22 protein-coding genes are annotated in these 19,149 nt (G+C 67.6%); 6 read left to right on the top strand and 16 right to left on the bottom strand.

The annotated features are described in order from the left end of the window. Nucleotides 1-10: 10 nt before the first annotated feature. From HZ989_RS07200 to HZ989_RS07185, 4 genes are read right to left on the bottom strand one after another with little or no spacing between them, the layout of a single operon-like run. On the bottom strand, nt 11-1,021 hold the full coding sequence (locus HZ989_RS07200; RefSeq protein ID WP_209322918.1) for an arsenic resistance protein: 1,011 nt from the start codon (nt 1,019-1,021) through the stop codon (nt 11-13). A gap of 53 nt (nt 1,022-1,074) precedes the next feature. Next, nucleotides 1,075-1,359 carry a hypothetical protein gene (locus HZ989_RS07195; protein ID WP_209322917.1) on the bottom strand — a complete coding sequence of 95 codons (285 nt, stop codon included), beginning with the start codon at nt 1,357-1,359 and terminating at the stop codon, nt 1,075-1,077. Further along, complete coding sequence (locus HZ989_RS07190) at nt 1,356-1,760, bottom strand: hypothetical protein (protein ID WP_209322916.1); 405 nt, start codon at nt 1,758-1,760, stop codon at nt 1,356-1,358. The genes HZ989_RS07195 and HZ989_RS07190 overlap by 4 nt, the downstream gene beginning before the upstream one ends. Further along, nucleotides 1,751-2,098 carry a hypothetical protein gene (locus tag HZ989_RS07185; protein WP_209322915.1) on the bottom strand — a complete coding sequence of 116 codons (348 nt, stop codon included), beginning with the start codon at nt 2,096-2,098 and terminating at the stop codon, nt 1,751-1,753. Before HZ989_RS07185 ends, HZ989_RS07190 begins: the two co-directional genes overlap by 10 nt. Nucleotides 2,099-2,194: 96 nt before the next feature. Between HZ989_RS07185 and HZ989_RS07180 the strand changes: the two genes are divergently transcribed. Next, nucleotides 2,195-2,641: a helix-turn-helix domain-containing protein gene (locus tag HZ989_RS07180; protein ID WP_209322914.1), complete on the top strand. Its 447-nt coding sequence runs from the start codon at nt 2,195-2,197 to the stop codon at nt 2,639-2,641. A gap of 110 nt (nt 2,642-2,751) precedes the next feature. Beyond that, nucleotides 2,752-3,042 carry an AlpA family transcriptional regulator gene (locus HZ989_RS07175; RefSeq protein ID WP_209322913.1) on the top strand — a complete coding sequence of 97 codons (291 nt, stop codon included), beginning with the start codon at nt 2,752-2,754 and terminating at the stop codon, nt 3,040-3,042. Here the strand turns inward: HZ989_RS07175 and HZ989_RS07170 are convergent. The 6 genes from HZ989_RS07170 to guaB all read right to left on the bottom strand — a co-directional run bounded on the left by HZ989_RS07170 (nt 2,999) and on the right by guaB (nt 10,169). Further along, on the bottom strand, nt 2,999-4,252 hold the full coding sequence (locus HZ989_RS07170) for a tyrosine-type recombinase/integrase (RefSeq protein WP_209322912.1): 1,254 nt from the start codon (nt 4,250-4,252) through the stop codon (nt 2,999-3,001). The two genes, HZ989_RS07175 and HZ989_RS07170, sit on opposite strands and share 44 nt — an antisense overlap. A 289-nt stretch (nt 4,253-4,541) precedes the next feature. Then, nucleotides 4,542-6,095, bottom strand: a complete 1,554-nt coding sequence (gene guaA / locus HZ989_RS07165; protein WP_209322911.1) for a glutamine-hydrolyzing GMP synthase — start codon at nt 6,093-6,095, stop codon at nt 4,542-4,544. Beyond that, nucleotides 6,092-6,751: a 5'-methylthioadenosine/S-adenosylhomocysteine nucleosidase gene (locus tag HZ989_RS07160; protein WP_209322910.1), complete on the bottom strand. Its 660-nt coding sequence runs from the start codon at nt 6,749-6,751 to the stop codon at nt 6,092-6,094. Before HZ989_RS07160 ends, guaA begins: the two co-directional genes overlap by 4 nt. Next, the gene (locus tag HZ989_RS07155; RefSeq protein ID WP_209322909.1) at nt 6,748-8,265 is read right to left on the bottom strand and encodes an RsmB/NOP family class I SAM-dependent RNA methyltransferase; all 1,518 of its coding nucleotides are present in this window, start codon (nt 8,263-8,265) and stop codon (nt 6,748-6,750) included. The genes HZ989_RS07160 and HZ989_RS07155 overlap by 4 nt, the downstream gene beginning before the upstream one ends. A gap of 24 nt (nt 8,266-8,289) precedes the next feature. Then, complete coding sequence (locus HZ989_RS07150; protein WP_209322908.1) at nt 8,290-8,706, bottom strand: MAPEG family protein; 417 nt, start codon at nt 8,704-8,706, stop codon at nt 8,290-8,292. A gap of 5 nt (nt 8,707-8,711) precedes the next feature. Next, nucleotides 8,712-10,169: an IMP dehydrogenase gene (gene guaB, locus HZ989_RS07145; protein WP_209322907.1), complete on the bottom strand. Its 1,458-nt coding sequence runs from the start codon at nt 10,167-10,169 to the stop codon at nt 8,712-8,714. 136 nt (nt 10,170-10,305) lie between these two features. Between guaB and HZ989_RS07140 the strand changes: the two genes are divergently transcribed. Further along, entirely contained in the window at nt 10,306-10,839 is a 534-nt protein-coding gene (locus HZ989_RS07140; RefSeq protein ID WP_209322906.1) for a DUF2061 domain-containing protein, read from the top strand. A gap of 6 nt (nt 10,840-10,845) precedes the next feature. Here HZ989_RS07140 and HZ989_RS07135 read toward each other — a convergent pair whose 3' ends face one another. Next, the gene (locus tag HZ989_RS07135) at nt 10,846-11,568 is read right to left on the bottom strand and encodes an RlmE family RNA methyltransferase (protein WP_209322905.1); all 723 of its coding nucleotides are present in this window, start codon (nt 11,566-11,568) and stop codon (nt 10,846-10,848) included. 181 nt (nt 11,569-11,749) lie between these two features. Here HZ989_RS07135 and HZ989_RS07130 point away from each other — a divergent pair, with 181 nt between their 5' ends. Together HZ989_RS07130 and HZ989_RS07125 are read left to right on the top strand one after the other, a co-directional pair. Beyond that, nucleotides 11,750-12,199 (top strand): peptidylprolyl isomerase, encoded by a 450-nt coding sequence (locus HZ989_RS07130; RefSeq protein ID WP_371812987.1) that lies wholly within the window; start codon nt 11,750-11,752, stop codon nt 12,197-12,199. Between the two features lie 62 nt (nt 12,200-12,261). Further along, a protein-coding gene (locus HZ989_RS07125; RefSeq protein ID WP_209322645.1) for an IS5 family transposase occupies nt 12,262-13,019 on the top strand; the annotation gives its coding sequence in 2 pieces (ribosomal slippage) (nt 12,262-12,598 and nt 12,598-13,019; 759 coding nt in all). Nucleotides 13,020-13,074: 55 nt separating this feature from the next. Here the strand turns inward: HZ989_RS07125 and HZ989_RS07120 are convergent. From HZ989_RS07120 to HZ989_RS07110, 3 genes are all read right to left on the bottom strand, one after another. Beyond that, nucleotides 13,075-13,620, bottom strand: coding sequence for a hypothetical protein (locus HZ989_RS07120; protein ID WP_209322904.1), 546 nt, complete (start codon nt 13,618-13,620; stop codon nt 13,075-13,077). 58 nt (nt 13,621-13,678) lie between these two features. After that, nucleotides 13,679-14,308, bottom strand: coding sequence for an isoprenylcysteine carboxylmethyltransferase family protein (locus tag HZ989_RS07115; protein ID WP_209322903.1), 630 nt, complete (start codon nt 14,306-14,308; stop codon nt 13,679-13,681). A gap of 86 nt (nt 14,309-14,394) precedes the next feature. Further along, nucleotides 14,395-15,363, bottom strand: coding sequence for a M20/M25/M40 family metallo-hydrolase (locus HZ989_RS07110; protein WP_209322902.1), 969 nt, complete (start codon nt 15,361-15,363; stop codon nt 14,395-14,397). A gap of 112 nt (nt 15,364-15,475) precedes the next feature. Here HZ989_RS07110 and ligA point away from each other — a divergent pair, with 112 nt between their 5' ends. Further along, nucleotides 15,476-17,791 (top strand): NAD-dependent DNA ligase LigA, encoded by a 2,316-nt coding sequence (gene ligA, locus HZ989_RS07105; RefSeq protein WP_209322901.1) that lies wholly within the window; start codon nt 15,476-15,478, stop codon nt 17,789-17,791. On the opposite strand, the gene HZ989_RS07100 is transcribed toward ligA, so the two are convergent. Further along, nucleotides 17,788-18,777 (bottom strand): aldo/keto reductase, encoded by a 990-nt coding sequence (locus HZ989_RS07100; protein ID WP_209322900.1) that lies wholly within the window; start codon nt 18,775-18,777, stop codon nt 17,788-17,790. The two genes, ligA and HZ989_RS07100, sit on opposite strands and share 4 nt — an antisense overlap. Before the next feature lie 156 nt (nt 18,778-18,933). Continuing rightward, nucleotides 18,934-19,125 (bottom strand): hypothetical protein, encoded by a 192-nt coding sequence (locus tag HZ989_RS07095; RefSeq protein ID WP_209322899.1) that lies wholly within the window; start codon nt 19,123-19,125, stop codon nt 18,934-18,936. Nucleotides 19,126-19,149: the final 24 nt, after the last annotated feature.

Below are 19,149 nucleotides of genomic sequence, written 5' to 3'. Positions count from 1 at the left end.
GCCGTCGGTCTCACGGCGACGGTGGCGATGGACCGCACGCCTGGGTCGATCTGACGGACGTCGGGCCGCCCAGCCGGGACAGGAGCCGGACGTAAGCGAGTTCGCTGAGCAGTTCGATCAGCGTCTGGGTGACGATGACCGCGGGCACCAGTGGAATGGCGCCCGGCACGACAAGGGCCAGCGGCAGAACGACCAAAGAGTTGCGGGTGCCGGCGCTAAAGGCGATGGCGCGACCCGCATCGGGCGCAAGGCCCGCCAAGCGCGACCCCACCCAGCCGATCATCGGAGCCAGCACGGCGAACGCCGCATAGATCGGAATGACGCTCAACGTCCGATCCAGGGTCTCGCCAAGCTGCGGCAAGACCGCAGCGACGACAATGAACAGCACCAGGGCCGTCGCGGGCGCCGGCGCCAAACCCAGCCAAGACGAGACCCGTTCGCCGGTCGCGCTACGCGCGGCCCAGGCCTGGACCAGGGCCGCCAGAACGAACGGGACGGCGATCAGCCAGACGAAGGCGTGGATGAACGGGCCCGGCTGAACATAGGCCGCCGCCTCGGAGCCGAGGAACAGGCGGAGATAGATCGGCAACAGCGCCATCTGCGCGATCAGCAGGACCGGCGTCGAAGCGAGCAGCAACCGGGCGTCCGCCTTTCCCAGGTGGGCGAAGGTCACGACATAGTCGATGCAAGGGCAGAGCAGCACCATGAGCACGCCGAGCCGGATCAGGGGATCCGCCGGGAGGAATTGGACCAGGCCCAGGACCAGCAGGGGCACGGCGATGAAGTTCACCGCCAGCAAGGCGCCCATGAACCGCAGTTCCCCAAGCGCGCGACCGAGCGCCGCGACCGGCACTTGCAGGAAGGTGACGAACAGCATCAGGGCCAGCGCCGGATTGATCGCCCCTTCCAGCACCGCCGTGCCCGGGATCAAGAGGCCGACGACGGCCGCGACGAGCACGGCGGCGAAGTAGATCCAGACCTGCCTCGCCTCCAGCGCGTTGCGAAGATCAGACGTGTTCATTCAAGATCCCGGCCCTGCGGCGTTGCGACTGGGGTCGCCGACAGCCGAACGTCTCAGGCCTTTCCCTTGCAGCCGCAAGCGCCGTCCACGCTGCAGGACGCCGCCGGGCGCTTCGGCCGCATCAACGCCAGGGCGGCGCCCAGAACGATCAGCATGAGCGCCCCGCAGGCGATCGCGTCCCAGTTCTGGCTCAGCGCCACGCCCGCAGCGGCCAGGGTGGCCCCGCCCATCACCAGCGCCGCGATCGGCACGGCGCAGCAGACCGCGCACGCGCCCGCCAGGCCGAGAACGACCCAGAGCGGTCTCATCTTCTTCCTGGGCGTCGGGTCGAGGGTCATCGCAGCATCGCCATCAGAGCGGGTTCGATCCGGGACCAGACGAGGGCCAGGGCGAGCATGAGAGTTGAAAGCGTCATCATGATCACGGTCGAGCCCGCCAAGGGATGACCGCGGCGGAAAGTCCGCCACGCCAACCAGCCCCAAGCAGCCAGAACGATCATGAAGGCGACACCCGTGATCCACATATGAGCGCCCGCGAACCAGGCCAGGACGGCGCCGGACGCGCCCAGGGCCAGCACCGGGAAGGCCAGCGGCACGACGCAGCAGGCGGCGCAGCCGAGCACCGCCCCCGAGGTCGCGACGATGGAGCCGACGCCGACCGCCTTCTGGTTCGGGTCGCCCTTGGCGGGCTCGGCGTTCAACGGCGCGCCGGGGTTCAGGAAGGTCATGGTCAGCAGCATCCACAGGTTTGGGCCGGGGTCGACGGACCCGAGGCGATAAAATCTTCGAACAGGGTGTCGGCGGCGAGACGTGCGTCTTCCGGCGCGGTGACGACGAGACGGACCGACCCGGGCCGATGCTCGATTTCGAAGGTCAGAAAGGCGCAGCAGGCGGTTTCCTGGCGGACGAGGTCTTCGACATCGGCGATCGCGCCGGCCTCATAGTCGATGGACAGCGTCAGATCGTCCCGGCGATGGCTCTGAAGGCTGCGCCGGTTGAGATCGGCGATCCACCGCATCCGGGCCTGATAGTCGCCGGCGCCGAGGGTGCAGGCGATCGGAACGTCCTTCGTCAGCATTCTCAGTCTCCTGCGCGGGCCGCGAGGTCGTTCCCGTTGGACGCCTTGTAGGACTTCAAGTAACTTTAGCTTCAAGCCCTATTTTCGGATGACGACATGGACCGTGCTCTCTCGATCGGAGCTCTCGCCAGGCGCAGCGGGACCAACCCGCCGACGATTCGCTATTACGAAGAGATCGGTCTGGTCCGCCGGGCCGAGCGTCGCGACGGCGGCCACCGCACCTATGGCGACGCTGACCTCAAGCGGTTGACTTTCATCCGTCGCTGCCGCGAGTTGGGCTTTCCCATCGATCAGGTGCGCAGCCTTGTCGATCTGCTGGAGAACGGCGACCGCTCCTGCCTCGACGCCCGCGATCTGGCGCGACGGAACCTGGAGGACGTCCAGACCAAGCTCTCCGAACTGAAGGCGCTGGAAGCCGATCTGGCCAAGCTCGTGAACGATTGCGACGCCGCCTGTGTCGGCGGCCCCGGCCCGGACTGCGTTATCCTGGAAGACCTCACCCAGACCCGCGCACGCTCGTGTTGTGGGCCGAAGGCGGCCTGAACGCACAAGAGGGTCGGTCCCGACCGTAGACGACCGGGCGTAGGCCTGCGGCTTCACCTGTCGCCTGCTTTCGGGTTCGATTCTCCCCGGGGCAGACACGGGAGTTCGACATGGCCCAGGCCGACCCGCCGCTAAGGCGCACGATCAAGAAACCCCAGTTGCGCCAGATGGTGCCGCTGGCCGACAGCACCATCTGGGAGATGGAGCAGCGCGGCCAGTTTCCTCGGCGGTTCCTGCTGACACCGCGGTGCGTCGTCTGGGACCTGGCCGAGGTCGAGGCCTGGCTGACGCTCCGCCGGGCCAAGCCGATCCGTCGGGCGCCGCCGCCCGATGTCCGAAAGCGGATCACCCGACCGGTCAGAGCCGGGGATCGAAGCGCGGACCGGCCGTCTCCGGGATAGCCAGAACCGGCGTGAACGCCCGCCCCGCCTCCCAGGCGTCCACGGCGTTCGACCACTCCTGGGCCATGTGGCGGCGCTGGGCCTCGAACTCGGCCTTGTTGTAGACGCCACGCGACGACCGCTCCTCGTGGGCGAGGCATTTCTCGATCCAGTCCGAGTTGAAGCCCATCTCGTGCAGGAGCGTCGAAGCGGTTCGCCGCAGGTCGTGAACCGTGAACGGCTCCAGCGGCAGGTCCCGCTCCCGGGCCCGTTCGGCGATCGCCGTGGTCACCCGGTTGAACGTCGCCCGCGACATCGGCGCGTCGGCGTCATAGCGGGATGGCAGGATGTAGCGGGAGTTCCCGGCGCAGGTCTTCAGCGCGATCAGGATGTCGAGCATCTGGGTCGAGAGGTAGACGTTGTGCGGCCGGGACCGCTTCATCCGCTCCTTCGGGATCGACCAGACCGCGTTGGCGAAATCGACCTCATCCCAGACGCCGTCCTGGAGTTCGCTCTTGCGGACCATGCTCAGGAGGATGAACTTCAGGCCGAGGCGGATCGTCGGCAGGGTCGCCACCTCCCCCAGCAGGTTCAGCGCGATCCGGATCTCGGTCGGCGACAGCGACCGGTCCCGGGGCCGGAAGGTGGAGATGGAGGCCGGCCCCACCCCGTCGGCGGGATTGTCGATCTTCTCACCGTGCAGGATGGCGTAGGCGTAGATCTGTTTGATGATATCGCGGACATGGACGGCGGTCGCCGGCGCGCCGCGGTCGACGATCGTCTTGCAGTGGGCGCGAAGGTCGTTGGGCGTGACCTCGTTCAGCAGCCGGTTGCGCCATTGCGGCAGGATTTCCCGGTTGAAGATGGACCGCCGCATGTTGCGGGTGCTGTCCGCCATGGGCGCATGGTCCATCCAGCGTTGGGCGACATGCTCAAAGCTCCGGGCCTGCTGAAGGCGTCGTTTGGCCCGCTGCTTCTCCAGGGCGGGCGAGACGCCGTCAGCGATCATCCGCTTGGCGTCGAGGACCTTCTCGCGGGCCTTGGCCAGCGACAATCCCGCCGGACCGTAGGAGCCCAAGGTCACGGACTCCCGCCGCCCGTTGAACCGATAATCGTACTTGAACGCGATGCCGCCCTTGGGCGAGATCAGCAGGTACAGACCGTCCCTGTCGGTCATTTTGTAAGATTTTGATTTTGGGCGAATATTTCGCAATGCGGCGTCGGTAAGCATGCCGTTTTGACTCCAAAAGACCGTCAGGCGCTTTCGAGGTCTTTCGAGAACATTTTCTTCAGACAAGTCAGAAGCTTGCTTCGAAAAAAGACCGTCGGGACGCTCTCGGCCCTCTGACGGTATGGAGCGGAGTCAGGGTGGGCAATGGCTGCGGGACCGTCAGAGAGACCGACGCAGACGAAAGCAGCTTCTCGAATGGTGCCGAGAGGCTGCGAAATCATTTTTCTTATAAGTCAGTGTTTTAGAGCGATTTTCGGAAGCGCGCTCGAAAGATTCGGAAGGCTCTGAATCATTCCCACTCGATCGTGCCGGGCGGCTTGGACGTCACATCATAGACGACGCGGTTGACGCCGCGCACCTCGTTGACGATGCGGGTCGCGCACTTGCCCAGGACGTCCCACGGAAACTCGAAGAAGTCCGCCGTCATGCCGTCGGTCGAGGTCACGGCACGCAGGGCCAGCACCTTTTCATAGGTCCGCGCATCGCCCATCACCCCGACCGTCCGGACCGGCAGCAGGACGGCGAAGGCCTGCCAGATCCTGTCGTACAGGCCGGCCTTGCGGATCTCGTCCAGATAGATGGCGTCGGCCTGCTGCAGGGTCTCGACGGCCTCGGGCGTGATCTCGCCGGGGATGCGGATGGCCAGGCCCGGTCCGGGGAACGGGTGACGGCCCACGAAGGCGTCGGTCAGGCCCAGTTCGCGGCCCAGCGCCCGGACCTCGTCCTTGAACAGCTCGCGCAGGGGCTCGACCAGTTTCAGCTTCATATAGTCGGGCAGGCCACCGACATTGTGGTGGCTCTTGATGACGTGCGCCTTGCCGCTGGAGGAGGACACGCTCTCGATCACATCGGGATACAGGGTGCCTTGCGCCAGAAATTCGGCCCCCTCGATCTTGCCGGCCTCGCGGTCGAACACCTCGATGAAGACGCGGCCGATGATCTTGCGCTTGGTCTCGGGATCCGACTGACCCGCCAGCGCATCGAGGAAATCAGCTGACGTATCAACGTGGATCAGCGGGATGTTGTAGTGCTCCCTGAACAGGGTCGTGACCTGGGTCGCCTCGTCCTTGCGCAGCAGGCCGGTGTCCACGAACACGCAGGTCAGCTGGTCGCCGATGGCCTCATGGATCAGCACGGCGGCCACGGACGAGTCGACGCCGCCGGACAGGCCGCAGATGACCCTGGCCGAGCCGACCTGTTCGCGGATCTGGGCGATCTTCTCGTCCCGATAGGCGGCCATGGTCCAGTCGCCCTTCAGCCCGGCGATGCCGTGGGTGAAGTTCTTCAGCATGGTGGCACCGCGCGGCGTGTGCATGACCTCCGGATGGAACTGCACGCCGTAGAAGCGGCGGGTCTCGTCGGCGATGACGGCATAGGGCGACCCGGCCGAGGTGGCGACGACGTCGAAGCCCTCCGGGATCGCCACGATCTTGTCGCCGTGGCTCATCCAGACGGTCTCGTCCTCGCCGACCGGGGCCAGGCCGACCAGCAGGGGCGAGGCCTTCTGGACCGTGATCTCCGCGCGGCCGAACTCGCGGGTGTGGCCGCCCTCGACCTTGCCGCCCAGCTGTTCGCACAGGGTCATCTCGCCATAACAGATGCCCAGCACCGGCACGCCGGCCTCGAACACGGCCTGGGGCGCGCGGGGGCTGCCTTCCTCGTGCACGCTCTCGGGCCCGCCCGACAGGATGATCGCCGCCGGCTTCAGCGCGGCCAGCGCCGCCTCCGCCTTCGCATAGGAATGGATCTCGCAATAGACGCTGGCCTCGCGCAGGCGGCGCGCGATCAGCTGCGTCACCTGGCTGCCGAAATCGACGATGAGAACCTTCTGGTGATCAGTCATGCGGTCTCCTCAGGCAATGGCGCGGTCAGACGTTCGAATTCGGCTTTCAGCAGGTCCAGCGCCCCGGCCAGACCCTCGTCGATCACATGCAGGGTGTCGGTCCAGTCGGACAGGCCGGTCAGGTCTGCCTTGCCGTCGCTGATGCCGCGCAGACCCAGCACCGGCACGTCGAACCGGGCGGCGGCGCGGACGACGGCATAGGTTTCCATGTCCACCATGTCGGCGTCGATGGCGTCATAGGCCTCGCCCGAGACCACCGATGCTCCGGTCGCCAGACGCGCATAGGGCTGGCCCGCCGGGCCGCTGGCCAGGGTCAGGACAGCCGGCTGGTCGAGGAACGGCGTCACGCCGGGCGGGAACCCCAGCACCGAGGCGTCCATGTCGCGATAGCCGACCTCGTCCACCCAATAGATGCGGCCGTGCTCCAAGGTCTGGGACCCGGCAGAGCCCAGGCAGATGATGACGTCGGGCAGCCGGCCCTGATGCGCCAATTCGGCCAGGGCGGCCGTGGTCTGGACGGCCGCCTCGACCGGGCCGACGCCGGTAATCAGGGGCCTGATCCGCGCCCGCAGCGCCGGTCCGTACTCCGCCTCCGCCGCCATCACGCACAGCGCCGTCAGCGGGCCGAAGGGCGTCAGGTCGTAAGCCGCGCTCACGCCCGCCGCTCGTACAGGGCGACGAAGAAGCCGTCCGTGTCCGTCGTCGCCGGCGACATCCGCAGGCGATGACCCTGGGCCAGTCCGGCCAGCTTGTCCCAGCCGGCGTCGGTTATTCCTCCCCCAACGGGGGAGGTGGCGCGACGCGGCTTCGCGTCGTGACGGAGGGGGCCAGCTTCGGACCCGGTGTCTGGGGCCGACCCCCTCCCCCGCTCCGCGGCCCCCCTCCCCCGAGGGGGGAGGATTGGCATCGGCGCAAACCCGGGGTGGTCCTCCTCGAAATGGTCCACCGTGGCCTCGTTCTCGACCCGCAGCATCGAACAGGTGACATAGACCAGCCGCCCGCCCGGCTTCACCAGTTTCGCGGCCCGCGCCAGGATCGCCATCTGCAGGGAATGCATCCGGTCGACGTCTTCCGGCTTCAGCCGCCAGGCGTCCTCCGGCCGCCGCCGCCAGGTGCCGGACCCGGTACAGGGTGCATCGACGAAGACGACATCGGCGATGCCGACGATGTCCTCGACCCCGCCGCCGTTCGGCCCCAGGTGGATCAGCTCGGCCTCGACGCCCGCGCGGGCCAGCCGGGGGCGGATGTTGTCCAGCCGCTTCTGCACCACGTCGCAGGCGATCAGCCGACCTTCGGCCTGAGTGACCGTTGCCGCTTTCGGCTTCGATTTCGGTGCATCGACCCAGCCGGTCGGGGTCCAGATGCGCTCCGGCTCAGGCGGCGCGGCCTCGACGCGCGAGGCGCCGTCCGCCAGCCCCTGCATCGCCAGCCCCAGGGTCTTGCCCCCGCCCCCGGCGCAATAGTCCACCACGGTCATGCCCGGCTCGACCCCGGCCAGCCAGCAGACGATCTGGCTGCCCTCGTCCTGGATCTCGATCCGCCCGGCCTTGAAAGCCTCCAGTGCCTGGACGTTCGGCGGCGGCTCGGCCGACAGACGCAGGCCCCAGGCCGACCAGGGCGTCCGCTCCGGCGAAAGGCCCGCCGCGCGCAGCTCGGCCATGACCTCGTCGACCGTCGCCCTGGCCCCGTTGACCCGCAGGTCGATCGGGGCGCGCGGCACCATCAGACCGGCGGCCTCCTCGGCCCAGCGGTCGCCAAAGGTGTTCCTGAAATCCTCGACCACGAACTCGGGCAGGCCCGCCGCGACCCAGCCCGGCACCTCGTCGGCCGTCATGCTGATCCGCGACCGTTCCTGCTTCGACAGCGGCCTGGGGCCATAGCCGTCGCCCGAGTGCAGCGCCTCGATCGCCTCGACCGACAGGCCGTCGATCAGGCTCAGCGCCCCGATGACCAGCGCACGCCCGTCCTCGCGCCCGCCCATGGCCCAGACCAGACGGCCACGCGCGCGCAGCACCTTGTAGACCTGATCGGCGATGGCCCGGCGGTCCCTGGACCCGGCGTAGCGGTTCTCGGTCCCCCAGGTCTTCAGGACGGCCTCGGCCGGGGCCTTGCCCGCACTGATGCGGTCGATGATGGCGGCGGCGGAGGCGAGACGGGCGGCGGGGGTCAAATCAGGGCGTTCAGTTCAGGCTGTTCAGGTGAAAAGGGCGACGAAGATGGCCACCAGGCCGCCCATCGCGATCAGCCAGACGAGGGACCGCACGAACGGCACCCCGAAGGCGTAGATCGGAATATAGACCAGTCGCGCCCAGAAGAAGGCCTGGGTCCCCCAGAAGGTCAGCGGGCCGTCCTCGCCCGTCACATGGGCGATCAGAACCGCGCCGATGAACAGCGGCAGGGTCTCCCACATATTGGCCTGCGCCCGCTCCAGCCGCCGGGTGATGAGGCCCGGCCGGGTCGGCACACCGTCGCGCGGACCGGCGTTCCAGAGGAGGCCAATGGCCATGGTCCGCCCGGCGGCGGGCAGGAAGATCAATACGAAGGCCAGCACCAGCGTCGCCGCCAGCATGGTCAGCTCCGGTGTCGTCACCAGCACCCAGGCGTCGCCCATCGTCCTCACCCCTGCCTGTAGTTCGGTGCCTCGCGCGTGATCATCACGTCGTGGACATGGCTTTCACGCAGGCCCGCTCCGGTGATCCGCACGAACCGCGCGCGGTCCTGAAACTCGGCGATGGTGGGGGCGCCGACATAGCCCATGGCGGCGCGCAGACCCCCGACCATCTGGTGCAGCACCGGGGCGATCGGTCCCTTGTAGGGGGTCTGGCCCTCGATGCCCTCGGGCACCAGCTTCTGGGTGTCCTCGACCTCCTTCTGGAAATAGCGGTCGGCCGAACCGGCCCCCATGGCCCCCACCGAGCCCATGCCCCGATAGCTCTTGTAGGACCGGCCCTGGTACAGGAACACCTCGCCGGGGCTCTCGTCGGTCCCGGCGAACATCGAGCCCATCATGGCGACGGAGGCCCCCGCCGCGATGGCCTTGGCCAGGTCGCCCGAATACTTGATCCCGCCGTCGGCGATGACCGGTGCGCCCGAATCCCGCGCCGCCCGCACCGCGTCCATGATGGCCGTCAGCTGGGGCACGCCCACCCCGGCCACGATCCGGGTGGTGCAGATGCTGCCCGGTCCGATCCCGACCTTCACCGCATCCGCGCCGGCGTCGATCAGCGCCCGCGCCGCGTCATAGGTGGCGATGTTGCCGGCGATGATCTGCAGCCGGTTGTTCTCGCGCTTGATCCGTTCGACGACCCGGGAGACCTGGGCCGAGTGACCGTGGGCGGTGTCGATCACGACCACGTCACAGCCCGCGTCCGCCAGCGCCATGGCGCGCTCGAAGCCCGCGTCCCCGACGGTCGAGGCCGCCCCGACCAGCAACCGGCCCTGTTCGTCCTTGGCCGCATGGGGATGGGCCTGGGCCTTCTCGATGTCCTTCATCGTGATCAGGCCGGTGGCGCGATAGTCCTCGTCCACCACGATGACCCGTTCGATCTTCCGTGTACGGAGCAGCTCGCGGGCTTCCTCGCGTCCGGCCCCTTCGCGCACAGTGACCAGGTCGCCCGTGGTCATCAGCTCGGCGGCCCGGCGGTTCGGATCGGTGTCGAACCGCATGTCGCGGTTGGTCAGGATGCCGACCAGCCTGCCGCCCGCGTCCACCACGGGAAAGCCGGAGATCTTGCGGTTGGCGACGATCTGGCGAACCTCGCCCAGGGTGGTCTCCGGGCGGATCGTCACCGGATTGATGACCATGCCGCTTTCGAACCGCTTCACGGTGCGGACCTGATCGGCCTGTTCCTGCACGGACATATTGCGGTGAAGGATGCCCAGCCCCCCGGCCTGGGCCATGGCGATGGCCAGCCGGCTTTCGGTCACCGTGTCCATGGCGGACGAGGTCAGCGGGATGTTCAGTCGGATGTCGCGCGTCAGCCGGGTCGAGACGTCCGCCTCTGCAGGCATCACCTCGGACGGGCCGGGTTCGAGCAAAACATCGTCGAAGGTGAGCCCTTCGCGAATCTCCATGGGAGTCTCCGTTTTGCGGGCCGCCTATCCTCTTTCGCAGGCGCGAAGTCAACCACGACGCGTCCGGACCCCGCGATGCGAGCCAGTCTTTTCAGCAGGACTTGAATCTTTCAGCCTGTGCTAACATTCTAGGTCCATGGTCGCCGCACTCGCCAGATCCGTTCGCAGCCTTGCGCTGAAGATCGCCAGCTACGGCCTGATGCATCTGCTCGTGGCCATGCTGGTGGCGTTTGCCATTACCCGCGACTGGCGCATGGCCTTGGCCATCGGCCTGGTCGAACCCTTCTTCCAGACCATCGCCTATTCCGTCCACGACCGGATCTGGCACCGGATCGAACACCGTCGTCGCCGCAGCGGCATGGAAGAGACGGCCGAGGCCTTCACCGCCCGTCTGGACCTGATGAACGCCGATGAGCAGGCGCGCGCCCACGGGCACCACGGCCACAGCCATGCCCTGCCTTCGCTGAAGAAGATCGCGGTCAAGACCGTGACCTACGGCATCATGCATTTCGTGGTGGCGGTATCGGTGGCCTTCGCGATCACGCAGGACATCCGCGTCGCCCTGACCGTCGGGGTCATCGAGCCCCTGGTGCAGATGGTGTTCTTCGCCATCCACGACCGCATCTGGACCGGCCACGAAGCCCGGCGAGCGACGGCCCAGACGGCCTGACGCCCGCTACTTCCTGTTCAGCGCCACCAGATAGACCTCGGACGAGCCCTTCCGGCTGGCGGCGGGCTTGACGTATTTCACCTCCTGGAAGGCGGCGCGCAGCTCGGCCAGCACCCGGCCGGCATCGCCGCCCTGGAAGTTCTTGGTCACGAACGACCCGCCGGGCCGCAGTGTGCGGATGGCGAAATCCGAGGCGATCTCGATCAGGGCGATGATCTTCAGGTGATCGGTCTGGCGATGGCCGACGGTGTTGTGGGCCATGTCCGACAGCACCAGGTCGGGGGGGCCGCCCAGCGCCTCGATCAGCTGCTGGTCCACGCCGGGATCGGTGAAATCGGCCTGGATCAGGGTCGAGCCCGGGATCGGCTCGATCGGCAGCAGATCGACCCCGACCACCGCCGAGGCTCCGCGATTGACGCACACCTGGACCCAGCCGCCGGGCGCGGCCCCAAGGTCGATGACGCGCGAGCCCTTCCTGACCAGATGGAACCGGTCGTCGATCTCGCTGAACTTGAAGGCCGCCCGACTGCGCCAGCCCTCGGCGCGGGCCTTTTCCGACCAGGGGTCGGCCAGCTGGCGCTTGATCCACTGGATCGAGGACATCGACTTCTTGTCGGCCGTCTTGATCTGGGTGCCCATGCCGCGCCCCTGGGCCGTGCCGCCGGTCGGCGGCTTGACCATGCGGCGGCGCGCTTCGGGAGGCGGCGCGGGCTTCTCGTCATCGTTCATGAAAAATCTTCTCCGCTCATCCCGGCGAAAGCCGGGACCCAGTTCCTTGGGCGACCGGTCAGAACGAACTCGCACATCCGGCAATCCCGCGCACCTGTTGCTTGCGAAAGGGCTGGATCCCGGCTTTCGCCGGGATGAGCGGGATAGTATGGACGCGGCTCATTCGAATATGGAGCGCCCGATGGCCGACCAGACCCTGACCCTGACTCTCGAAACCGGCGACGTCGTCATCAAGCTGCGCCCCGACCTCGCCCCCGGCCACGTGACCCGCATCACCGAGCTGGCGAGCGAAGGCTTCTATGACGGCGTGGTCTTCCACCGCGTGATCCCCGGCTTCATGGCCCAGGGCGGCGATCCGACCGGCACGGGCACTTCGGGCTCCAGCAAGCCGAACCTGAAGGCCGAATTCTCCAGCGAACCGCACGTGCGCGGCATCTGCTCCATGGCCCGCACGAACCAGCCGGATAGCGCCAACAGCCAGTTCTTCATCGTCTTCGACAACGCCACCTTCCTGGACGGCCAGTACACAGTCTGGGGCGAGGTGATCGAGGGCATGGACCACGTCGACGCCCTGCCCAAGGGCGAACCGCCCCGCGATCCGGGCAAGATCGTCAAGGCGACGGTCAACTAGGGTCTGTACCCAATTGAGTTGATCTGGCTGTTGTGATTCAAGCTTCTGAGGAGGCTTGAATCATGGCGGATCATTTCTGGTTGTCGGACGCGCAGTGGGCTGTGATCGAGCCGCACATCCCCAAGGTCTATACGGGCAAGCGGCGGGTGGATGATCGCCGGGTGATCTCGGGTATCGTTCATCGGCTGCGCGAGGGGTGTCGCTGGCGCGCTCTTCCGGACGTCTATGGGCCCTATACGACGGTGTTCAACCGTTACAATCGCTGGAGCAAGCGAGGTCTGTGGCAGCGGATCCTGGCGTCGCTCGGCGAGGCGGCCGACCCGCCGGTGACGGCCATGATCGACTCGACCTCGGTCAAGGCGCACCGCTCGGCGGCGGGCGCAAAAGGGGGGGCTCAGCTCACGCCATAGGCCGGTCGCGCGGCGGTCGGACGACCAAGGTCCACATGCTGGTGGACGAGACGGGCAGGCCTCGCGTCGTTCAACTCTCGCCCGGCCAGGCCTCCGACATCGTGGCCGCCCACGACCTGATCGTCGCCAGCCGACCCAGCCTGCACCTGCTCGCAGACAGGGCCTACGACGGCGACGCCCTGCGTCGAATGCTGATCGAACGCGGCACGACACCCGTGATCCCGAACAAGATCAATCGCGTGAACCGACACCCGTTCGACGCCACAGCCTACAGGCTCAGAAACGCCGTCGAACGCGCCTTCTGCCGCCTCAAGGACTTCCGCGCCATCGCCACCCGATACGACAAGACCGCCAGGAACTACCTCGCAGGCCTCTGCATCGTCGCCGCCATCACACTCTGGGCCAAATGAGTCCGGACCCTAGATCCAGCCGGAAAGGCGGTCCCCCCCGGGGCCGCCTTTTTCGTCAGTCCCCGCCGGACCAGGCGAACTTCATCCCGGTGTAGCTGCGGTCACCGATGGTGACGGTGGCGGTCATGGCAGAGGCCTCGCCCTCCCCCAGGTTCCGGCGTGCGGTGGACAGGGCCCCCTGATCCAGCCGGGCATCGAAGGTGACTCGCCCATGCCCGGGACTGGTCCCCGTCATGCGGATCCGGTCGTCGCTGACGGAATAGCTGTCGGGCAGGACGCGCTCGGTCGTCTCGCCCGGCACCGAGAACTCCAGCATGACCGGTGCGAAGGTCGTGCTTCTCTGGCCCGCCTCCCAGGTCTTGAACTCCGGTTCCTGGCCCACGAAGACCGTCATCAGCTGAAAGTCGTCAGGCCCGACCTGCGCCCCCGGATTGTAATAGCCGGACAGGTCGCCGGTCTGGCTGTGGGCGAAGGCACCGGCGCGGGGCGTGGCTACCTCCACCGCCCCGTCGCCATCCTTCACCTTCGATGGCGCTGTCAGATCGCAGCCCGCAAGCCCGAGCCCTGCGATGGTGAATGCCAAGATGAACGACGTGCGCATGGTGTCTCCAGGACCGGCGTCGACAGGACCACGCGGCGCGGCGGCCGTCCAGCCTGTGTCAGGGCAGATGGATCAGGATCGGCAGCCAGCCCTGCGCCTGGGCCCAGTCGACGCCCTTGAAGATCGGCACGGCCAGAAGAAAGGCCAGCCCGTCGCGGATCGTGGTCAGGAAGAACCGGGGCCGGATCGTCAGCTCGACGTTGTCGTGCCACTTGCCGAAATCGGGCCCGAGGCGCGGCGTGCGCGCCATATAGGCGCGATAGGGATCGCCGAACTCGGCCGTCAACCAGGCCTCTTCCTGGCGGATGGTGAAGTGGAACACCGCCACGGCGATCACCACGAACAGGACGGCCATCGTGACACTGCCCGTCTGGGCACCGACGCCGACCGCGCCGAAGTAGCTGAAGACATAAAGCGGATTGCGGCTGATCGAATAGGGACCGGTGGAAACGATCTCGGCCTTCTTGCGCCCGCCGATATAGAGCGAGCACCAGGCCCGGCCGACGATGCTGATGACGATGGCCCCCAGACCGACCGATTCGATGCCCTCGGAAAGCGGCTGCCCGACCCACGGCGACGACGAGACAAAGGCCAGGGCGACGGCGGCCAGCAAGGCCAGCCCCAGCACCCATTTGCGGATCAGCTGGATACGCTGAAGGTCGAAGGCGTTGGTGGTTGTCACAGTCATGTCACGTCCCGGTCACTTTGGCGACGAAAACGCCAAACCGGGACGACGCGCAAGCCCTATCTTTGCGTCCGAAAGTCGCCTGCGGATCAACGATCCAGCGACCGGTCCAGTGCCCGGAAGGCAGACACCGACAGTTCGGTCGAACTGATGAAGACCGCCGGCGTGATTCGCTCGAAATCGTCCGACGGCCGATGGTAGTCGGGGTGGTAGTTGACGCCGAGATACAGGAAGGGCACGCCCGCCGTGAAGAACGGGCCCTGGTCCGAGGCTTGGACCCAGTTGTCCCTGCCCGTGTCCTGGGGCGTGTCCTTCCCGAACGCCAGCGACACCGTGCCATTGGCCGGGATGCCTTCGAGGATCGGGCGGAAGGTCGGATTCTGATAGGTGCCGGTGACCCACAGATGGCCATCGGTCTCGGCGCGCGCGGTCATGTCGAAATTCAGGTTCATGGCGATGGACGACAGCGGCACCGGCGGGGCCTCGACGAAATGTTTGGCCCCGAGCAGGCCATGCTCCTCGCCGTCGAAGGCCACGAAGATCACGCTGTGCTCAGGGGGCGCATCCTTCAGCCGCGCGGCGATCTCCAGCAGGGTCGCAACACCCGAGGCATTGTCGTCGGCCCCGTTGTAGATCAGGCCCTCGTTGACGCCGACGTGGTCGTAGTGGGCGGTCACGACGATATAGCGGTCCGGCACCCGCGTCCCCTCGACCAGACCCAGCACATTGATGCCATTGTAGGACCTGGGCCCCGCACGGGTCCGGCCCTGGGCTGTCCAGGGCTGCAGGCGACCGACCGGCGGCGCGGCGATCCCCAGGGCCTCGAGCCGCGACACGATATAGGCCCGTGCCCGCTCGCCGCCCGCGCTGCCGGTGTCACGTCCCTCCATATCGTCCGCCGACAGGATGCGGACGTCTGCCAGCAGCTGGTCGTAGGACGTGGCCACCGACGGTGTCGGGTTCGGGGCCGCGGGCGTCTCCACGTCGGTCATGGCCGCGCACGACGACAGGAGGACGACGGCGGTCGTCAGGGCCAGGGTACGGAACGAAAGGGACATGGGGTTTCCTGAAAGAGCCAGCCCGCAATAGACGGCGCAGGCCGCCGCGTCAGATTAACTTCCTGTCATCCCGCCGGGCTGGCGAGGTCGGCGCGCGATGCTAAACCGGGGCATGGCCCTGACCCCCATCGACTCCCTGACCGAAGCCGAGGCCGAAGCCGAGCTGGCCCGGCTCGCCGCAGAGATGGCGGCCCACGACGCCGCCTATGCCGAAGCGGCCCCGACGATCTCCGATGCCGACTACGACGCGCTGAAAGCCCGCAACCTGGCCATCGAGACACGGTTCCCGGCCCTGGTCCGCCCGGATTCGCCGTCGCTCAGGGTGGGGGCCCCCGTCTCGACGCGGTTCGCCGAGGTTCGCCACGGCGTGCCCATGCTGTCGCTGGACAACGCCTTCGACGACGCCGACGTAGGCGACTTCGTCGCCCGCATCCGGCGCTTCCTGAACCTTCCGGGCGACGACGACGTCGCTTTCACCGCCGAGCCCAAGATTGACGGCCTTTCAGCCAACCTGCGCTATGAAGACGGCGTTCTGGTCCAGGGCGCGACGCGGGGCGACGGCCGGGCGGGCGAGGACATCACCGCCAACCTCAAGACCCTCGCCGACGTTCCGCATCGTCTGAAGGGCAGCGGCTGGCCCGCTCGCATCGAGGTGCGCGGCGAGGTCTATGCCCCCAACGACGCCTTCGCCGCCTTCAACGCGGAGGCCGAGGTCGCCGGTCGCCGCACCTATGCCAACCCCCGCAACTTCGCCGCCGGGTCACTGCGCCAGATCGATCCGACGGTCACCGCCGCCCGGCCCCTGCGCTTCTTCGCCTATGCCTGGGGCGAGACGTCCGAACCGTTTGCGCAGACGCAGGAAGAGGCGCTGACGGCGTTCGAACGCTGGGGCTTTCCGGTCAATCCGCGCTCGGTCCGGGTCGAAGGCGCAATCGGCCTGATCGGAGTCTATCGCGGGCTGGAGGCCGACCGCGCGGGCCTCGGCTATGACATCGACGGCGTGGTCTACAAGGTCGATCGGCTGGACTGGCAGTCCCGCCTTGGCTTCGTCTCGCGCAGCCCCCGCTGGGCCATCGCCCACAAATTCCCGGCCCAGCAGGCGACGACCGTGCTGGAGGGCATCGACATCCAGGTCGGTCGAACCGGCTCCCTGACCCCCGTCGCCCGCCTCGCCCCCGTGACCGTCGGCGGCGTCGTCGTCAGGAACGCCACCCTGCACAACGAGGACGAGATCGCGCGCAAGGACGTGCGGATCGGCGACACCGTCGTCCTGCAACGCGCCGGGGACGTCATCCCCCAGATCGTCTCGGTCGTGCTCGACAGACGCCCCGACGACGCCCTCCCCTATGTCTTCCCCTCCCACTGCCCGGTGTGTGGCTCGGAGGCGGTGCGCGAGGGCGACGACGTGCGCCGCCGCTGCACCGGCGGCCTGATCTGCAGCGCCCAGCTGATCGAACGCCTGAAGCATTTCGTCTCCCGCCGCGCCTTCGACATCGAGGGTCTGGGGGAAAAGCAGCTGATCGCCTTTCACGAGCGCGGCTGGATCAGGGAGCCCGCCGACATCTTCCGCCTCGCCCGCGACGCGGAAAAGCTGGAGCGTCTGCGCGCCGAGGACGGGTATGGCGAGACCAGCGTCAGGAATCTGATCGCGGGCATTGACGCCCGTCGCGTCATCGCCCTGGAGCGGCTGATCTTCGCCCTGGGCATCCGCGACATCGGCGACCAGACCTCCCTGCTGCTGGCGCGCCACTTCGGGGACTGGGCGGGCTTCCATGCCGCGGCGATGGAGGCGGCATCGGGCATCCCCTCGCCCGGGTGGAGCCAGCTGGCCGAGGGACATGGCATCTCCGCCCGCACCCTGTCGGTCATGGCGAACGCCGCGCTGTCGCCCGTCGATCCCTGGCCCGAGGCCCCGATCGAGCAGAAGCTGGCCCTGGCCTTCCCCGGCATCGCCGCGCCCGCCCGCCGCGCCCTCGTCCCGCTGGCCGGCGACTGGTCCGATATCGTCGCCCTGGCCCGCGTCGCGCGCGAGGAGGGGCCGTCGGTGACGCTGGGCGAGATCGCCGGCATCGCAGGCGTCGGCCCCGTCGCCGCCCGCGCGGTCGCCGACTTCTTCCACGAGCCACACAACCAGGCGGTCGTCGCGGCCCTGCTGGCCGAGCTGTCCTCCGTCCAGGACGCCGAACGCCCCAAATCCGACACCGCCGTCACCGGCAAGATCGTCGTCTTCACCGGCGCGCTCGAACGCTTCACCCGTGACGAGGCCAAGGCGCGGGCCGAGAGCCTCGGGGCCAAGGTCTCAGGCTCCGTGTCGAAAAAGACCGACTACCTCGTCGCCGGGCCCGGTGCGGGCTCGAAGCTGGCCGAGGCGCAGAAGCACGGCGTGACCGTCCTGACCGAGGACGAATGGCTGGCCTTGATCGGCTAGCGATTCAGCGCCGCCCGTCCCGCCGGCGCATAACGGTCGCCAATGGCCGCATCCCGGGGGAAGACCGCCTCGATGCGGGCCAGATCCCCGGGTGTCAGCACGACGTTGGCGGAGGCGATATTGTCCTCGAGCGTCTTCACGCGTCGCGTGCCCGGGATCGGCACCAGATGCTCGCCCTGCGCCAGCACCCAGGCCAGGGCCAGCTGCGCGGCCGTCACACCCTTGTCGGTGGCGATCTGCGTCACCGCATTCACCAGGTCGATGTTCTTCTGGAAATTCTCGCCCATGAAGCGCGGGTTGGTCCGGCGGAAGTCGCCCTCCTCCAGATCGTCGATCGACTTGATGTCGCCCGACAGGAAGCCGCGCCCCAGCGGACTGTAGGGCACGAAGCCGATCCCCAGTTCCTCGCAGGTCTTCAGGATCGCGTCCTCGGGCTCGCGCGACCACAGGGAATATTCGGTCTGCAGGGCCGTGATCGGATGGGTCGCGTGCGCCTTCCTCAGCGTCTCGGGCGCGGCCTCCGACAGGCCCAGGAACCGCACCTTGCCCTCGGTGACCAGCTCGGCCATCGCCCCGACCGTGTCCTCGATCGGCGTGTCGGGATCGACGCGGTGCAGATAGTAGAGATCGACGTGGTCAGTGTTCAGCCGCTTCAGGCTGCCCTCGATGGCGCGGCGCACATTGGCCGGGCTGCCATCCACCTTCAGGGCGGTCCGTTCGGCATTGTAGCCGATGCCGAATTTGGTCGCGAGGAACACCTTGTCCCGCTTGCCGGCGAAGGCCCGACCCAGCAGTTCCTCGTTGGTATAGGGGCCATACATCTCGGCCGTGTCGAACAGGGTGACGCCCAGCTCCAGCGCCCGGGCCAGCACTCCCTGCGCCGTCGCCTCGTCGGAGGGCGCACCATAGAAGGCGCTCATCCCCATACAGCCGAGGCCCACGGCAGAGACTTCGGGACCATTCGGTCCGAGACGACGGGTCTTCATGGGGCGGTCTCCATTTTCTGAAAGCCTGAGATCGGGGTCGGCCGCGCCGGATGCAAGGTCAAAGCGCGGAGACGATATCGGTCCGGGAGAAGTCATCTCCCTTGAACAGCAGGGGTTCGCCGAAGATGACCGCGACCGGCGCCGAACTGTCGACGATCAACCGGGGAGCCCCGTTTCCGGGTCAAAGAGAAACGCCGTCGGGTCTTCGCCGGGCTCCAGAGGGGTCAGATGCGGTTGGATCGACTGCACCAGCGCCATGATATCGTCCGCCGTGGTCAGGTTTTCGCCGCGCCGCGTCGCCCGCTCCCCGGCCAGACTGTGTGTCCCGGGGTTCTTGATGTTCAGCATGGTGGACCCTCTTCTACCATGCGT

It is taken from the genome of Brevundimonas sp. AJA228-03, assembly GCF_017795885.1.
GTDB lineage: Bacteria > Pseudomonadota > Alphaproteobacteria > Caulobacterales > Caulobacteraceae > Brevundimonas.
The sequence above is the reverse complement of the archived record's forward strand: the minus strand, read 5'-3'. Positions and strand labels throughout refer to the sequence as shown.

Bases quoted from the DNA above. Each gene is read 5' to 3' on its own strand.
- HZ989_RS07200 (WP_209322918.1), bottom strand. From the start codon at position 1,021: ATGAACACGTCTGATCTTCGCAACGCGCTGGAGGCGAGGCAGGTCTGG.
- HZ989_RS07150 (WP_209322908.1), bottom strand. From the start codon at position 8,706: ATGGGCGACGCCTGGGTGCTGGTGACGACACCGGAGCTGACCATGCTG.
- HZ989_RS07190 (WP_209322916.1), bottom strand. From the start codon at position 1,760: ATGCTGCTGACCATGACCTTCCTGAACCCCGGCGCGCCGTTGAACGCC.
- HZ989_RS07120 (WP_209322904.1), bottom strand. From the start codon at position 13,620: ATGCGCACGTCGTTCATCTTGGCATTCACCATCGCAGGGCTCGGGCTT.
- HZ989_RS07140 (WP_209322906.1), top strand. From the start codon at position 10,306: ATGGTCGCCGCACTCGCCAGATCCGTTCGCAGCCTTGCGCTGAAGATC.
- HZ989_RS07130 (WP_371812987.1), top strand. From the start codon at position 11,750: ATGGCCGACCAGACCCTGACCCTGACTCTCGAAACCGGCGACGTCGTC.
- HZ989_RS07175 (WP_209322913.1), top strand. From the start codon at position 2,752: ATGGCCCAGGCCGACCCGCCGCTAAGGCGCACGATCAAGAAACCCCAG.
- HZ989_RS07110 (WP_209322902.1), bottom strand. From the start codon at position 15,363: ATGTCCCTTTCGTTCCGTACCCTGGCCCTGACGACCGCCGTCGTCCTC.
- HZ989_RS07195 (WP_209322917.1), bottom strand. From the start codon at position 1,359: ATGACCCTCGACCCGACGCCCAGGAAGAAGATGAGACCGCTCTGGGTC.
- HZ989_RS07185 (WP_209322915.1), bottom strand. From the start codon at position 2,098: ATGCTGACGAAGGACGTTCCGATCGCCTGCACCCTCGGCGCCGGCGAC.
- HZ989_RS07170 (WP_209322912.1), bottom strand. From the start codon at position 4,252: ATGCTTACCGACGCCGCATTGCGAAATATTCGCCCAAAATCAAAATCT.
- ligA (WP_209322901.1), top strand. From the start codon at position 15,476: ATGGCCCTGACCCCCATCGACTCCCTGACCGAAGCCGAGGCCGAAGCC.
- HZ989_RS07115 (WP_209322903.1), bottom strand. From the start codon at position 14,308: ATGACTGTGACAACCACCAACGCCTTCGACCTTCAGCGTATCCAGCTG.
- HZ989_RS07100 (WP_209322900.1), bottom strand. From the start codon at position 18,777: ATGAAGACCCGTCGTCTCGGACCGAATGGTCCCGAAGTCTCTGCCGTG.
- HZ989_RS07135 (WP_209322905.1), bottom strand. From the start codon at position 11,568: ATGAACGATGACGAGAAGCCCGCGCCGCCTCCCGAAGCGCGCCGCCGC.
- guaA (WP_209322911.1), bottom strand. From the start codon at position 6,095: ATGACTGATCACCAGAAGGTTCTCATCGTCGATTTCGGCAGCCAGGTG.
- HZ989_RS07095 (WP_209322899.1), bottom strand. From the start codon at position 19,125: ATGCTGAACATCAAGAACCCCGGGACACACAGTCTGGCCGGGGAGCGG.
- HZ989_RS07180 (WP_209322914.1), top strand. From the start codon at position 2,195: ATGGACCGTGCTCTCTCGATCGGAGCTCTCGCCAGGCGCAGCGGGACC.
- guaB (WP_209322907.1), bottom strand. From the start codon at position 10,169: ATGGAGATTCGCGAAGGGCTCACCTTCGACGATGTTTTGCTCGAACCC.